The sequence below is a fragment of the Type-C symbiont of Plautia stali genome, assembly GCF_059730935.1.
Genome location: NZ_AP035923.1, coordinates 818016 through 835119, shown reverse-complemented (window position 1 = coordinate 835119; position 17104 = coordinate 818016). Strand labels below are relative to the sequence as shown.

Below are 17104 nucleotides of genomic sequence, written 5' to 3'. Positions count from 1 at the left end.
AGGGGCACCTCCCTGTGCCCGTTATGCTTCCCTGCGTTACACCCACTAAGCCGTGTGGTTTTGATGCGGTTGCTGCAGCAACTCCTCCAGTGAGACGTTTACGCCTTCCAGGGTAATCAGCTGCGTACTGCTGTACCCCGTGCCGCTGCCGTCACGGTCAATCGACAACACCGTATTGCCGTCCGCGGTATGATCCACTTTCACAAAGTCATTGATATTACTGGTGGAATCATTCCAGCCGATCAGCAGACTGCTGACGTCGATCTTGTCACCCTGCGCGACGTTAAAGTCGGTCCAGGTGTCGTGACCGTTGCCGCCGGTGGCATCTGCGCTGCTCAGCAGGTGGTAAACCAGCGTATCTGCGCCGGCACCGCTGGTAATGGTGTCGTCGTAGGCGCTGCTGGTGAGGCTGTCAGCCGCGGCGCTGCCCGTGATGGTCGGGTGAAGCTCAATGGTAAAGGTGTTGCTGGTGATGGTGCCGTCGGACGACGCCAGGGTGTAGGTAAACACCTCCTTATGCGTGATGTTCTGGATATTCACATCCGCGTTCAGGGTATAGGTATAGCTACCGTTGGCGGCGATGGTCAGCACACCAAAGTCCCCGGCCACCGCCGTGCTGCCCACGCTGCTCACGGTGGTGAGATCGCCGTGCTCATTGAGGATGCTCAGCGTGCCGCTGTGGCTGACATTGCTGTCTCCCCAGATGCTGCCGCTGGCATCATGCTCGCTGCTGGTGGTGGTTTCCGCCGCCAGACTGGTGGTGGCGAACAGCGCGGTGGCCGCACCGTTATGCAGCGTCACCGTCAGCGTCGCCGAGGTCACTGCACCGCTGGCATCCCGCACCGAGTAGGTGAAGGTGTCTGCGGATGGCAGGGTATCGATATCCAGCCCGGCCTTAAGCGTGTAGGTGTAGTTACCCTTCGCATCAATGGTCAGCGTACCGTAGGTGGTGTTGATCACCGTATTGCCGCTGGACGCCACCGCGCTGCTGCCCACCGACGCCACCGCCGTGCCGGACGGAATCGTCCCGGCGATCGAGCTGGTGTCGTTGGTCAGCAGGTTACCGGTGACCGTCGCGGCGGTGGTGACCGCCAGCGTGGTGAAATCCGACACCGTGCTTACCGTGGTGGTTGGCAACACGCTAATGTTGGTGGTGGCTGCGACCACCACCGCATAGTTGCCGGTCCCCAGTCCGGTGTAGGTGACGTTTGCCCCTTTCAGCGTACCGATCGTCAGCAGCGCGCTGATGTAGTTGGTCTTGATACTGATCAACTGCCACGAGCCGTTCGCCTGCTGTTCGTACAGGTTTAACGAATAGTTGGCGGCCACGCCGAGACTGGTCACCGAACCGTTGAGCGTCACGGTACGGCTGTCATCGTTACCCACGCTGAACAGGTAAGCATTACCGTTGTTCAGTACGCTGGCATTGAGCACCGTACCCAGCCCCACGGTCAGCAGCGCGGTGTGCGACGAGTTGACCGTACCGTTGTTCACCGTTGCCTGCGTGCTGGTGTAATCCACCTCATTGCTGTCGTTGGTCGCCACGATGCGAATCGCACCGGTCAGCGAGGCCCCCGGCGAGACGTTGCCGGCGCGATCCGTCTGGATCACCGAGAGCGGCGCACCGGTGATCTGCGCGGTGGTGAGCGTCACCGACCAGTTGCCGCCGCTGCCGACCGTGGTGGTACCGAGCGCGTTGCCGCTGGCATCGCGCACCGTTACCGTCGCCCCCACTTCACCGCTACCGGTGACAAGGGTACCGGCGCTGTTGATCGCCAGCCCGCTTACCGCCGTCGGAGGCAGGGTATCGACGTTCACCGTCGCCGTGATGTTGCCGGTGCTGACGTTACCCGCCGCATCGGTCACCGTGGTGCTCAGCGTGTGCGCGCCGTTCGCCAGCGTGGCGGTGGTGAAGCTCCAGCTGCCATCACTCCCCGCGGTCACAGAACCAATGGCGCTGGTACCGTCGTAGATGGTGACCACGGCACCCGCTTCCGTGGTGCCGCGCAGCGTTGGCGTGGTATCGCGCGTAAAGGCGCCGTTCGCCAGCGTCACCGGCGTACCGCTGATGTCATCAATGATGGTCAGCGTACTGGCGACCGGCACCACGGTGTCGACGATCAGCGTGGTCGACACCTGCGGGCTGACGTTGCCCGCCGGGTCGGTCTGCGTCACGTTCAGCGTGTGGCTGCCGTTGCTCAGCGCGTTACCTACCACGAAGCTCCAGCTGCCGTTGCTGCCCACCGTGGTGGTGCCCAGAAATGTGGTGCCGTCGTACACCGTGATGCGCGCGCCCGCCTCGCCATTGCCGCTCAGCAGCGGCGTGCTGTCGTTGGTGACGCCATTATTCGGAATGGTCACCGCCGTGCTGCCGTTGTTGTTGAGCGCCAGCAGATTGGTGATGGCCGCCGGTGCCGTGGTATCGATGATCACCGTGGCCGCGGTGGTACCGCTGACGTTACCTGCGGCATCCGTTACCGTCACCGTGATCGGGTGCGGCCCGACGCTCAGCGCTGCCAGTGGCGTGAAGCTCCAGCTGCCGTCCGCCTGCACAATCGCCGTGCCCAGTGCCAGACCGTTGTCCAGAATGGTGACGCGTGCCCCGGCCTCCGCTGCGCTGACGCTGCCGCGCAGCGTTGGCGTGGTGTCGTTGGTCGCACCACCGTTGACGATGGTGGCACCGGTAGCATCATTAATAATGGTGAGACTGGTGTTCGCTGGCGCCACCGTATCCACGGTGAGGTTAATCACCTCAGAACGGGGACTGACGTTGCCCGCGCTGTCGGTCACCGTCACGCTCAGCGCATGGGCGGCATTACTCAGCGTCGGCGAGACGAAGCTCCAGCTGCCGCTGGCGTTAGCCTGCACCGTTCCGAGCAGCGTGTTGCCATCGTAAACCGTGACAATCGCGTTCGCTTCCGCCGTGCCCTGCAGCGTCGGCGTGCTGTCGTTGGTGACTCCGTTATTGACGATAGCCACACCGGTGACGTCGTTGGTCAGCGTCAGCCCGGTTGCCGCCAGCGGCGGCGCGGTGTCGACGGTCAGCGCAAGGGACGCTGCGGGACCGGTATTGCCTGCCGCATCGGTGGCCGTCACGCTGAAGGTGTGTAAACCGTCAGACAGGATGCCAGTGACGAAGCTCCAGCTGCCGTTGCTGGCGGCGGTTACCGAACCCAGCACCGTATCACCATCGCGGATGGTCACAATGCTGTTGGCTTCCGCCGTGCCGCTCAGGCGTGGCGTGCTGTCATTAGTGACGCCACCCGCCGCAATCGCCACCGGCGTGCTGCCGTTGTTGTTTACCGCTGCCAGCCCGGTGATAGCCACCGGCGGCGTGGTGTCGATCACCAGCGTGGCGCTGGTGGTGGCACTGACGTTACCGGCCGCATCGGTGACCGTGACGTTGAGCGTATGGAGCGTTTCGCTCAGCGCCGTGGCTGGCGTCAGCGTCCAGTTACCGTCACTGCCCACCAGCGCGGAACCGACCAGCGTGGTGCCATCCAGCACGGTGACGATGCTGCCCGCCTCCGCCCGGCCGCTCAGCACCGGCGTGGTATCGCTGGTGACGCCGCCATTCGGGATGACGCTGCCGCTGACGTCGTTGGTGACCACCAGCGTGGCCGCGCCCGGCGCAACGGTATCGACGGTGATAGTTACCGGCGTGGTGCGCGGGCCGGTATTGCCCGCCGCATCGGTGACCGCCACGCTCAGCGCATGCGCGCCGTTACCCAGCGTCGGTGAGACAAGGCTCCATGCGCCGCTGCCGTTCACGAGCGCTGTGCCGAGCAGCGTGTTGCCGTCATAAACGCTAACCGTGGTGTTGGCCTCGGCGCTGCCGCTCAGCGTTGGCGTAGTGTCGTTAGTCGCGCCGCCAGCCGGTATGCTGACGCCGGTAACATCGTTAGTGATGGTCAGGTTGGTAGCCACCAGCGGTGGCGTCGCATCAACGATCAGCGTCACGCTGAGCGCCTCGCCGGTGTTACCCGCCGCGTCCGTTTCCGTGACGCTGAAGGTATGGCTGCCGTCGCTCAGTGCCGCAGAGGTGTAACTCCAGTTACCGCTGCTGCCGACCGTCAGCGAGGCCACCACATCGCCATCGAGGCGAATGGTCACCACGCTGCCCGCTTCTGCCACACCGCGTAACAGCGGCGTGTTGTCATTAGTGGTACCGCCGTCAGCAATCGTCACCGGCGTGCTGCCGTTGTTGTTGCTGGCCGTCAGCGTCAGATCGTCCGGCGCCAGGGTATCAACGATCACCGTCGCGCTGGTGCTGGTGCTGACGTTGCCCGCCGCATCGGTCACCGAAACGCTCAGGGTGTGCGATCCTTCACTCAGCGCTGTCGCTGGCGTGTAGCTCCAGTTGCCGCCGGACGGCACGGTCAGCGTGGTCAGCACATCACCATTGTTGAGGATGGTGACCGTGCTGCCCGCTTCCGCTACGCCGCTCAGGGTTGGCGTGGCATCGCTGCTGTAGCCGCCGTTGAGCACCGGCTGCGCGGTATCATCGTTGGTGATGACCAGCGTCGAAGCGTTCGGTGCGATGCTGTCCACAGTGAAGTTAAGCGCCGCGGTGAGAGCACTGCTGTTCCCCGCCGCATCGCTGACGCCCACGCTCAGCGCGTGCGTCCCTTCGCTCAATGCAGGCGTGGTCAGCGTCCAGCTTCCCCCTGCGCCCACCACCACCGACGCGATAGCGGTGTTGCCATCGTACACCGTGACCAGGCTGCCCGCATCGGCGCTGCCGCTGAGTACCGGCGTGTTGTCATTGATGACGCTGCCGTCGCTAATCGGCACCGCCGTGCCGCTGCGATCGTTGCTGATCACCACATCAGCGGCCACCGCCGGCGCGGTGGTATCCACGGTGAAGCCGAGGGTAGCCGATCGCGTCCCCTCATCACCGCCAGGGTTTTGCGCGGTGATGTAGTAGGCGTAGCTGCCTTCAGCCAGCGTCGGCGTATAGCTCCACTGGCCGTTAGCATCCGCCGTAACGCTGGTGATTACCACATCCGTATTAGCGTCATAAATACGAATCAGCTGACCGGCTTCGGCAGAGCCGCTGAGCGTTGGCGTGGTGTCGCGGGTTACCGCGCCGTCTGCCAGCGTCACCAGCGTCGTGCCCGTGTCGTCAGTGATTTGCAGCGTCGAGGTGGCTGGCGGCAGATCGGCCTGCACGTCAAGGCTGAACGCAGGCGTTGCCGTACTGACGTTGCCCGCCGCATCGGTGACGGTCACGGTGAAGCTGTGAGGTCCGTTGTTGAGCGCCGCGGTCGTAAAGCTCCAGGCACCGCCAGAGCCGGCCAGCGCAGTGCCCAGCAGCGTGGTGCCATCGTAGATGTTCACCGTGCTGCCGGCTTCTGCCGTGCCGCTCAGGGTTGGCGTGTTGTCATCGGTTGACGCGCCGTTGTCCAGCGGGCCCGTCGTGCCGCCCACGTTATCGGCAACCACCAGGTCTGGAACCGCGTCTGGCACCAGCGTATCGACGGTGATATTCACCGGCCCAACCGGCTCGCTGACGTTGCCAGCGGCATCCACCACCTGCACCGAGAAAGCGTAGCTGCCATCCTGCAGCGCGCTGGTTTCAAAGCGCCATGCGCCATTGGCATCGGCGACCACCGAGCCAATCACCGTATCATCCTGCAGCAGATTGATGATGGCACCGGCCTGCGCCGTTCCGCTCAGTACCGGCGTGGTGTCGTTGGTAAAGCTGCCATCCACCAGCGGCAGAGCGGTCGGACCGTTATTGGCGTTGACCTCAAACGACAGCACCGGATCTGGCCCGACGGTATTAACCGTCACGCCAATGCTCACCGGGTCGCTGACGTTACCCGCGTTGTCACTGACGACGACCGTCAGCGTGTAGCTGCCGTTATCCAGCGGCAAGGTGTTCAGGCTCCAGTTGCCTTCGCTGTCCACCGTCGCCGACCCCACCAGCACGTTGCCGTTGTACACGTTGACGAGGCCACCCGCCTCACCGCTGCCGCTCAGCAGCGGCGTGTTGTCGTTGGTGGCGCCACCGTTGGCGATGGTGACTGGATTATCCGGATCGTTGTCATTCTGCAGCAGCACGGCGCTGACCGGCTGCGGCGGCGTAGCATCAACCTGAACGGTGAAGCTGGAAGACGGCGCACTGACGTTGCCGAGGCTGTCCGTCACCGTGGCCGTCAGGGTGTGCTGACCATCGGTGAGCACGGGCGACAGGAACACCCATTCGCCGTCCGCATTGGCGGTGGTCGAACCCAGCACCACATTACCATCGTAAATGGTCACCAGGCTGTCAGCCTCCGCCGTACCGCTCAGGCGTGGCGTGTTGTCATTGGTAAAGGTGCCATCGGGTACCAGTACCAGATCGGTACCGTTGTCGTTATTCACTTCCAGCGTGGCCTGGGCCGGAGCCTGGTTATCCACGGTAAAGGTAATCGGTGCCGACGCCGGCCCGGTGTTACCGGCCGCATCGGTGACCGTCACCGTCAGGCTGTGCGCCGCGTTGGTGAGGGTTGGCACGTTGAAACTCCACGCGCCGTCACTGCCCGCAATCGCCGTACCAATCGGCGCGCCATTATCCAGAATGTTCACCGTGCTGCCCGGCTCAGCAACGCCCGCCAGCAACGGCGTGGTATCGCTGGTGGTCGATCCCGACGGAATATCTACCAGCGCACTGCCGTTGTCATTGGAGAGACTGATTTCCGTCACCTGATCCGGGGCGGTGGCATCAATCACCAGCTGTGCCGTGACCGGCGCGCTGACGTTGCCCGCCGCGTCGCGCGCCACAACGGTTAAGGTGTAGCTGCCGTCACTCAGCGCACTGGCCGGCGTGAAGCTCCAGCTGCCGCTGCTGCCGACAGTGACGCTGCCCACCGGACCGTTCTGCGAGGTAATCACAATCAGGCTGCCCGGATCGCCGCTGCCGCTCAGCACCGGCGTGTTGTCACTGGTTAAGCCGCCGTTCGGGATGGTGACCGGATCGCCGTTGCCATTGTCGCTGGCGACGCTCAACTGGGTGACCGCCGATGGTGCTACGGTATCGACGGTGATCGCCACGCTGGCGCTCGGTGCACTGACATTGCCGGCGACGTCGGTGACCGTCACGCTGAGGCTGTGCGAGCCATCGGTCAGTTCAGGTGAGAAGCTCCATGCGCCATCGTTATCTGCCGTCGCCGTGCCAATCGGCGTCTGCCCGTCATAGACGATGATGGTGCTGTTCGGCTCCGCCGTTCCGCTGAGCAGCGGCGTGCTGTCATTGGTGTTGCTGCCTGAAGTGATTGGCGTGGCCGGATCGACATTGTTGTTCACCAGCAGCAGATCGACGACCGCGTCCGGCGCCGTGGTATCCACGGTAAAGCTAATTGGCGCGGAAGGATCGCTGACGTTACCCGCCGCATCAGTCACCGTTACCGTCAGGCTGTGATCGCCCTCGTCCAGCGTACCGGTAACAAACTGCCAGCTGCCATCGGCGCCCACGGTCACAGAACCGATCGGCGTTGTGCTGTCGCCATCGTAGACAGTGATGATACTGCCGGCCGTGGCGCTGCCGGAGAGCTGCGGCGTGGTGTCGTTGGTCGCGCCATTGGCGGCAATCGCCACCAGCGTGCTGCCATCGTTATTGCTCAGCACCACGTCCACTGGCGCTGCCGGTGGCGTAAGATCAACGGTGAAGGTGTACGGCGCGGACTCCGGCCCGACGTTGCCTGCCGGATCGGTGACGCTGGCCGTCAGGCTGTGACTGCCCGCTTCCAGGGCGGTATCTGGCGTGAAGCGCCAGCTGCCGTCATTGCCGGCGGTAGCCGAGCCGATGATCACGCCGTTGTCGCGCACGATCACCACGCTGTCAGGCTCGGCGCTACCGCTCAACACTGGTGTGGTGTCGTTGGTCGCCCCGCCAGAGGCCACCGGTACGGCCGGATCAACCTCATCGTTCACCAGCAGCAGGCCGGTCGGCTCGGCCGGTGCCGTGGTATCCACGGTAAAATCAATCGCCGCGGACGGTGCGCTAACGTTGCCCGCCGCGCTGGTTACCGTGGTGGTCAGGCTATGTTCGCCCTGGCTCAGCGTCGGTACCGCATAGGTCCATGTGCCACCGGCACCCACCAGCACGCTGCCCAGTACCGTGTTGCCATCGAGGATGGTGACGGTACTGCCGGCATCGGCGGTGCCGCTCAGCTGCGGCGTGGTGTCGTTGGTCGCGGTGCCGCTGTTAATCGGCTGCAGCGTCTCGCCGTTATCGTTGTTCAGCACGACATCAACGGCGGCAGACGGCGTGGTGAGATCGATTGTGAAATCAAACGCATCAGACACCGGCCCGCTGTTGCCCGCCGTGTCGGTGACAACGGTGGTCAGGCTATGCGTGCCCGCCTCCAGTGCCGGATCCGGCGTGAAGCTCCAGTTGCCGTTTGCATCGGCCTGCGCCGAGCCAATCACGCTGCCATTGTCGTAAATCGCGACGAGGCTGCCCGGCTCCGCGCTACCGCTGAACAGCGGCGTGGTGTCATTAGTGACGCCATCCGCAGCGATCGGCAGCGGCGTTGCGCCCTGATCGTTAACCAGCAGCAAGTCTGCGGCGGGCGCCGGATCGGTGAGATCGATGTTCACCTCCAGCGGAGCAGAAGGTGCGCTGGTATTGCCAGCCGGACTGGTTTCGGTCGCCGTCAGGCTGTGCGGCCCTTCGCCCAGCGCGGTGGCTGGCGTGAAGCTCCAGCTGCCGTAGTCGTTGACCGTGGTGGTGCCCAGCACGGTATTGCCATCCGAGACGGTGATGGTGCTGCCGGCGGTGCCGCTGCCGCTCAGGACCGGCGTGGTGTCGTTAGTGGCACCGCTGGTGATCAGCACCGGCGTGCCGCTCTGATCATCACTGAGCTGCACATTGCCCGGCGCGGCTGGCGTGGTGGTATCAATGGTAAAGCTGAGGGCGGCCGAGGGTTCGCTGGTATTGCCAGCGGTATCGGTCACCGTCGCCGTCAGGCTATGGTCGCCCGCTGCCAGCACCGGTGCGGTGAAGCTCCAGCTGCCGTCGTTGCCGACGGTGGCGGTGCCCAGTACCGTATCGCCATCGGAAATGGTCACGGTGCTGCCCGGTTCCGCGCGGCCACTGAGCACCGGCGTGGTGTCATTGGTGAGGCCATTGCTGACCGGCACCGGTGTACCGCTCTGGTCGTTGCTGAGCAGCAGCTCGCTGGCCACAGCAGGGGCGCTGGTATCGACGATGACAATCACCGCCGTACTGCCCGGCCCGGTATTGCCCGCCGTGTCGGTAACGGTGGACGTCAGGTTATGCTGCCCTTCGCTCAGCGGATCGGTCGGGGTGAAGCTCCAACTGCCGTCGCTGCCTGCCGTCGCTGTGCCCAGCACCGTATCGCCGTCGCTGACGGTCACCGTGCTACCGGGTTCAGCGGTACCGCTCAGGGTTGGCGTGGTGTCATTGGTGCTGCCGCCCGCGGCAACCGGTGTGCCGTCGCCATTGCTAAGCTGCAGATTGCCTGCCGCCGCCGGTGCCTGCGTATCGACGGTGACGGTTACCGGTGTTGACGCCGGTCCGGTGTTGCCAGCCGCATCGGTCACGGTGCTGGTCAGGCTGTGGCTGCCATCGCTGAGGGGCGGCGTGGTGAAGCTCCAGTTGCCATCGTTGCCCACCGTGGTGCTGCCAATCACCGTATCGCCATCAGAGATAATGACCACACCGCCGGCTTCACCGCTGCCGCTCAGGGTTGGCGCAGAGACGTTAGTGCTGCCTGTGCCCAGCGGATCGCCGTCATCGTTGGTCAGCTGGATGCCTGTCGGTGCCGCGGGCGCGACGGTGTCGATGGTGATGGTGATCACCGGCGAATCCGTCACCGTGCCGCTGCCGTTATCGGCGCTGGCGCGGAATGCGTAGGTGCCGTCGGCCAGCGCTGCTGGCGTGAAGCTCCACTGTCCGTTGCTGCCCGCGACCACGCTGCCCAAAACCGTGCTGCCGTTGTACAGGGTGACGAGATCGCCCGCCCCGGCCTGGCCGCTGAGAATCGGCGTGCTGTCGGTGGTGCTGTCGTTATTGGCCAGTTCGACCAGCGTGCTGCCGTTATCATCGGTGACAATCAGCAGGCTGCTGGTGGCCGGCACGCCCGCCTCAATGTTGACCGTGAACACCGGCGATGCCGGACTGACGTTGCCGGCCGCGTCAGTCACCGTGGTGGTCAGGCTGTGCTGCCCGTTGGTGAGCGCATCTGGCGTAAAGCTCCAGCTGCCGTTGCTGGCGGCGGTCACGCTACCGAGCAGCGTGGTGCCGTCATAGATACGCACCACCGCGCCCGCTTCTGCCGAACCGCTCAGGGTTGGTGTGCGATCGTCGGTGGTCTGGCCGGAAGCCAGCGCGCCGGTGGCGCTGCCCGCGTTATCCGTCACCTGCAGGCCGCTGACGGCGGCAGGCGCGGTGGTGTCAACGCTAAAGGCGATCGGCGTTGATGCCGGGCTGACGTTGCCGGCGGCATCGGTCACCGTGGTGCTCAGGCTGTGATTGCCCTCGCCCAGCGCTGGCGTGGTGAAGCTCCAGCTACCGTTACTGCCCACGCTGACGCTACCGAGAACGGTGTTGCCATCGCGAATCGTGACAATACTGCCGGCTTCCGCCGTGCCGCTCAGCAGCGGTGTCGCATCGTTGATCGCGCTGCCGCCTGTCACCGGCTGTGCGGTACTGCCGGCATCGTTCAGCAGTGCCAGATCGCTGGCTGCCGCCGGTGGCGTGGTATCAACCGTAATGTTCAGGGTGACGGTGTCAATCACATTGCCGTCAACGTCGGTAATGGTGGCGCTGAACGCGTGGCCGCCCTCACTCAGGTTGCTCAGGGCAAAGCTCCACTGCCCATTGCCGTCGGCGGTGGTGCTGCCGAGCAGATCGCCGCCGTCAAAGATGCGGACGAGGCTGCCCGCACGGGTCAGGCCGGCGAGGGTCGGGCTGTCGTCATTGGTGACGGCGCCGTTTTGCAGTGAGACGAGGGTATTGCCGCTGTCGCCCACCAGCTCAATGCTGGCGCTGGCGGGCGGCAGCGCAGCGTCCACATTGACCACAAATTCCGCGGTCGCGCTGCTGACGTTGCCCGCCGCATCAGTTTGCGTAACGGTCAGGCTGTGGCTGCCGTTGCTGAGCGCTGGCGTGGTAAAGCTCCAGCTGCCGTTGGCCCCGACAAGGGTATTGCCCAGGAGCGTGCTGCCGTCGTAAATGCTGATCAGCGCACCGGCTTCGCCGCTGCCGCTCAGGGTAGGTGTGTTGTCATCGGTGGTAGCGCCCGACGTCAGCGGGCCCTGGCTGGCACCCACGTTGTCGCTCACCTGCAGATCGCCGATCGCCGCCGGTGCGGTGGTATCGACGGTGACCACGATAGCCGCTGACGCCGGACCGGTATTGCCGGCGCTGTCGGTTACCGTGGTAGTCAGGCTGTGATTGCCGTCGCTGAGCGCTGGCGTGGTGAAGCTCCAGCTGCCGTTACTGCCGACGATAGCCGTGCCGAGCACGACGTTGCCATCGCGTACCGTAACGGTGCTGCCGGCCTCTGCCGTGCCGCTCAGCACCAGCGTGTTGTCATTGCTGCTGCCGCCGGCGGCAATCGGCGTCACGGTGCCATTGCTGTCGCCGGTCAGCAGCAGATCGCCTGCCGCGCCGGGCGCCACGGTATCAATGGTGACCGTCAGGGTGACGGAGGTGGTGACGTTACCGGCGGCGTCGGTGGCAACCGCGCGGAACGCGTAAGTACCATCTGCCAGCGTGGCGGGAGTGAAGCGCCACTGACCACTGCCGTCGGCAATGGTACTGCCCAGCAGCGTGGTGCCGTTGTACAGCGTGATGACGGCGTTAGCGCTCGCCAGGCCGCTCAGCACCGGCGTGCTGTCTTTGGTACTGGCGCCATCGCTCAGCGTGCGCAGCGTGGCATCGCTATCGTCGGTAATTTGCAGCGAACTGCTGGTTGAGGGCAGGCCCGCCTGAATCGTCACCACAAACGGCGAGGACGCAGCGCTGACGTTGCCGGCAGCGTCCGTCAGCGTCACGGTCAGGCTGTGGCTGCCATTGCTCAGCGCTGGCGTGGTAAAACTCCAGTTGCCGTTCGCGCCCACCAGCGCCGTGCCGAGCAGCGTCTGACCATCGTAAACGCTGACGACAGCGCCCGCTTCACCGCGGCCGCTCAGGGTCGGCGTGTTGTCATCGCTGCTCGATCCGTTTGGTACCGGCGTGGTGCTGCCGCCGCTGTTGTTGGTCAGGGACACGTCCGTGGCAACTGCCGGTGGCTGCGTATCGACAGTGAAATCAACCGGGCTGGTGGCAGGACTGGTGTTGCCGGCAGCATCGGTGACGGTAACCGTCAGGCTGTGCTGCCCTTCACCCAGAGCGGGTGTCGTGAAACTCCAGCGGCCATCGGCACCGACGGTGACCGTACCCAGCAGCGTGGTGCCGTCGTAAATACTGACAATGGTCCCCGCTTCGGCCGTGCCGCTCAGCGTAGGCGTGTTGTCATCGGTGCTGGTGCCGCCCGTGATAGCGCCCTGCACGCTGCCCGCGTTATCCGTGATCAGCAGATCGCTGACCGCCGCTGGTGCCGTGGTATCACCGCCGCCGCCATTGTCGCCGCCGCCATTATCCCCACCACCGCCGCCGCCACCGCCGTTGTTACCGGCGATCAGCGCACCGATACCGGCCAGTGCGGCGCCGGCGATACCAAAGGCGGTCAGTGTGCCGTCACCCGTGACGTTTTCCGCTAACAGCCCTTCCGTGCTGTCGATAGAGACAAACTGGAAGCCTTCTGTGCCGGGATCCTCCACCCACCACAGCGCGCCTTTGTCGTCCTGCAGCACCAGATCGCTGTCGCCGTTAGCATCGTAGAATTTATGAATAACAACGACTTCACCGGATTTAGTGGTGACCACTAAATCACTACCATTGCGTGTGAAAGACTTAATATCAGCCTGATTAAGGTTGAGCTTAACCACACTGGGAGCAGTCAAATTAACCTGATTACCGCTCACTTCAGTAGCAATCGTTCCGCCTTTAGGCGTTACAGAGATATTGTTCATTTTATCGATATCCCGCGCAGTTATAAGCTTAATGGCATCCATAAAAACGCCCGGTATCGCCAGACACCGGTATTCTTCGCGAATAATTCAATGAATTACTCACATCCTCTCCAGGCCGGTTTCATCTGCCAGAGGCACAGTGAAAACGCGCTGAGTCGTTATTTGCCGCCCGTCCGAAAAAACAGCTCTGCCGAACTCTTTTCAGACTTGCGCCAACAAATCAGTGAGATAGACGCTCTTCCAGTGGTAGCCTTGCATGCCGTAAATTGATTTTTGCGACAGCAAATCAACCTGACGTTGATGTTCAACGCCCTCAATAATCACGCCGCGACATAATTGATTGAGGTGGTCGAGCAGAATGTCGAAAGTGCGATCTTCGCCAAATTGCCAAAAAAAATTTTTATCAATCTTGACGATGTCGAATATTCCGCTATCGAGCATGGTCAGGTTGGAAAAACCCGGACCAAAGTCATCGAGCCATAACGGGGCCGGCGTGATTTTGGCTACGCCTTTCAGGATCAGCAGGTCGGCACTATTAAAACGTGCGGTGAAGAAGGCAGAGATTTCCAGCCGTAATCGCGTCAGCGCGGCCAGTTTTCTCTGTATTTCAGCATCTTTAAAAATGCCTGAAACAATATCTCTGTCTACATTAACGCTGATGACCTGCTCAAACCCCGCATGGTAAAGCTGAATAAGTTTTTCGACCTGGTGGAGGAATAACTGCCATTTTTCGTCAGCAGAAAGCCGACTGAAGAACCCTGCATCCCTGTCAGGGTTACGCTTATTATTGGTATCTGCATCATCTGCGAAACGCGTCAACAATTCCCATGCCACCACTTCACCGGAAATAGCGTGAACCGGCTCCAGCATCAGAATGTAGTCGGATTTGCAGCGCATTTTACGATCCTTACACTGGCTGATAGCGCGTTAAACCGTCAGCTTTTCTCATGTGATTCGTAAGGGAAACATCGATAAAACTTAACACCTTAACTGAAGGTTAACTTACAACTTACATTTTGAAAAATAGATTTCAGTGAACAACAGCGTGAACTTTAATCGTTTAAACCAATCAATAAATCTTCATTTTCACTGCATGTTTCATATAAAGATCAGATAATTCTTAGATTTCAGATTTTACTTATCGGCCCTGACAAAAAAATAAAACCAATAATCAATTGATTAATAAGCAATTAATTATAAAGCATTGGTATAAATTCTGGCTTTGTGCTTAAGATGGGATATTGCACTGCTTAAAGCGGGATTCCAGAAAGCGTCAAAAAACCGACAGTCTGCACATCGCTCACCCACCGCCTTATGCTTAAATTTTTATTATAGATAGCCAGGAACTCATAAAAGAAAGATTGGTCATTTGCGGGCTGGTACAACACTAAGCCACAGATTTAAAAAACGTTTTTTTCGCTGCCGATGCGCTTTCGCTGCTGAATTAAGCAGATAGCTTTTGTTAATAAACGGTTTGAATTTGCTGTTTCGGCCGGGATAATTTCAGAGTGATAGCGATCACGAATTGAATAAATGGCAGGAAGGATTGTCAGGGAAGGTGATAATAACGGGCTCCAGCCGGAGCCCGTTGCGGGAAATACACTTACTCGTCTTCGAGATAGGTATAGCCGTAAAGCCCACTCTCAAACTCTTCAAGGAACTGCGCCCGCAGCTCTTCGTCAATATCCTGCTGCTGTTTTACCTGATCGCGGAATAACGTCATCAGATCGTTAGGATTGAGCTGCACGTATTGCAGCATATCCGCCACGGTATCACCTTCATCAGACAGCTGCACTTCTACACTGCCATCCGGGAAGGCGAAGACGTCAACCGCTTCGGTATCGCCAAACAGGTTGTGCATATTGCCGAGGATTTCCTGATACGCCCCGACCATGAAGAAGCCCAGCATCGGTGGATTATCCACATCGTACTCCGGCATTGGCATGGTGGTGGCAATACCGTCGCCGTCAACGTAGTGATCAATAGTGCCATCGGAATCACAGGTGATATCCAGCAGTACCGCACGCCGCTGCGGAGTTTTGTTCAGCCCTTCCAGCGGCAGCACCGGGAACAGCTGATCGATGCCCCACGCATCCGGCATCGACTGGAACAGCGAGAAGTTGACGTAAATCTTGTCCGCCATGCGCTCCTGCAGCTCATCAATGATGGGCCGATGGGCGCGGTTGCTCGGGTCAAGGTGCTGCTGAATATAGTGGCAGATGCTGAGATACAGCTGCTCTGCCCAGGCGCGCTGACCGAGATCGTAGGTGCCTGACGAATAGCCGGTATGAATGTCGAACAGGTCCATCTGGCTGTCATGCAGCCATTCGCGCAGCGAACGGCGTACGCTCGGCTCGTGCATCTCCTGCCAGGTATCCCACAGGCTCTGAATCGGGCGCGGTGAGTCGGCATCCGGTGCGACCGGCGTACTGAATTCATTGCGCTCAACGCCGATGATGTTGGAGACCAGCACGGTATGATGCGCGGTCACCGCACGCCCCGATTCCGTAATCACGGTCGGATGCTCCAGACCGTGCTCTTCACAGGCGTCACCGATGGCCCAGATCACGTTATTGGCGTATTCGTTCAGGCCGTAGTTGACTGAGCAGTCTGACTGCGAACGTGTGCCTTCGTAGTCAACCCCAAGCCCGCCGCCGACGTCAAAGCACTTGATGTTGACGCCCAGCTTCGCCAGCTCAACATAGAAGCGCGCCGATTCACGCACGCCGGTGGCGATATCGCGAATATTGGACATCTGCGAGCCGAGGTGGAAATGCAGCAGCTGCAGGCTGTCGAGACGACCCGCTTTGCGCATGATATCGACCAGCTGCAGCACCTGCGATGCCGCCAGACCAAATTTGGATTTCTCGCCGCCGCTCGACTGCCACTTACCGGAGCCCTGCGATGCCAGACGGGCGCGGATGCCGAGGCGCGGCACCACGTTAAGCCGCTCGGCTTCTTCCAGCACCAGGCGCACTTCGGTCATCTTCTCAATCACCAGATAGACTTTATGGCCGAGCTTTTCACCAATCAGCGCCAGACGGATATATTCGCGGTCTTTGTAGCCGTTACACACAATCACCGAGCGGGTTTTCCCGGCGTGTGCCAGCACCGCCATCAGCTCAGCTTTGGAACCCGCCTCCAGCCCCAGCGGCTCGCCGGAGTTGACCAGCGATTCAATCACGCGCTTATGCTGGTTAACTTTGATCGGGTAAACCAGGAAGTAGTCGCCCTTATAGCCGTAGGATTCACGCGCGCGTTTAAAGGCGGCATTAATCGAACGCAGACGGTGCTGCAGAATTTGCGGGAAGCAGAACAGCGCAGGCAGGCGCTGGCCGTCGGCCTCGCGCTCTTTAACCAGCTTCGCCAGGTCAACGCGCACCTCCGGCTGATCCGGATCCGGGCAGACGCTGATGTGGCCGAGTTCGTTGACGTCGTAATAGTTGTTTCCCCACCAGGCAATGTTGTAGGTGCGCAGCATTCTGCTTGCGTCCTGATCGTTCATCGCCACCTCCTGCATTGAGCGGAGTACACCCTGTTCGCCAGCTGACGAACCCTTGATATTCTTCATGTCGTCAGACATCACGAACCTCAATTTTCCGTTGAAATATGAAAAAGTTGCCGGATTTTGCTGCTACTGCGCCGGATGGAAATTTCCTCATTCTGCTTATCTTGCCTCAGCAGGTTACCGTGCGCCTTACTGAGGTTAAGTGTAAAACACCGTGCCGGAAGCGGTGAACAACGGGGCAAAATCGTCCCGCATCACCTCACCACAGGCGAGTGAAACACAGCAGAGATACTGGGGGAATAGCTTAGCCGGCGCTCGTGTCGGGATAATTACCGCAGCGCAGAAAACTTCGACGAGAGAAAAGAGCAGAACTGGAAATGGAAAGGCGTGCCAGCGCGCCAGAACGGCGCCGTGAACCGAAGAGAGCGAAAATGTGGTTCATTGTTTTTATCACCTCCAGCGCCTGCTAACAGCATGCGGAAACGGAGTGGATGAAAATCAGATCAACAGCCTCTGACAGCGCGACGCACGGGGGCGTCATCCATGGGACAACTGCGGCGTTTTATA

Annotated in this window: 3 protein-coding genes; all 3 read right to left on the bottom strand. The window is 61.2% G+C overall.

The genetic code is table 11. The annotated features are described in order from the left end of the window. Nucleotides 1–45 precede the first annotated feature (45 nt). Nucleotides 46–13029, bottom strand: coding sequence for an Ig-like domain-containing protein (locus tag AC6I7J_RS03805; protein ID WP_498006872.1), 12984 nt, complete (start codon nucleotides 13027–13029; stop codon nucleotides 46–48). A 201-nt stretch (nucleotides 13030–13230) separates the two neighbouring features. Then, nucleotides 13231–13926, bottom strand: a complete 696-nt coding sequence (locus AC6I7J_RS03800) for an EAL domain-containing protein (protein ID WP_136548065.1) — start codon at nucleotides 13924–13926, stop codon at nucleotides 13231–13233. 706 nt (nucleotides 13927–14632) lie between these two features. Beyond that, nucleotides 14633–16612 carry a biosynthetic arginine decarboxylase gene (gene speA, locus AC6I7J_RS03795; RefSeq protein ID WP_071813582.1) on the bottom strand — a complete coding sequence of 660 codons (1980 nt, stop codon included), beginning with the start codon at nucleotides 16610–16612 and terminating at the stop codon, nucleotides 14633–14635. Between the last annotated feature and the right edge of the window lie 492 nt (nucleotides 16613–17104).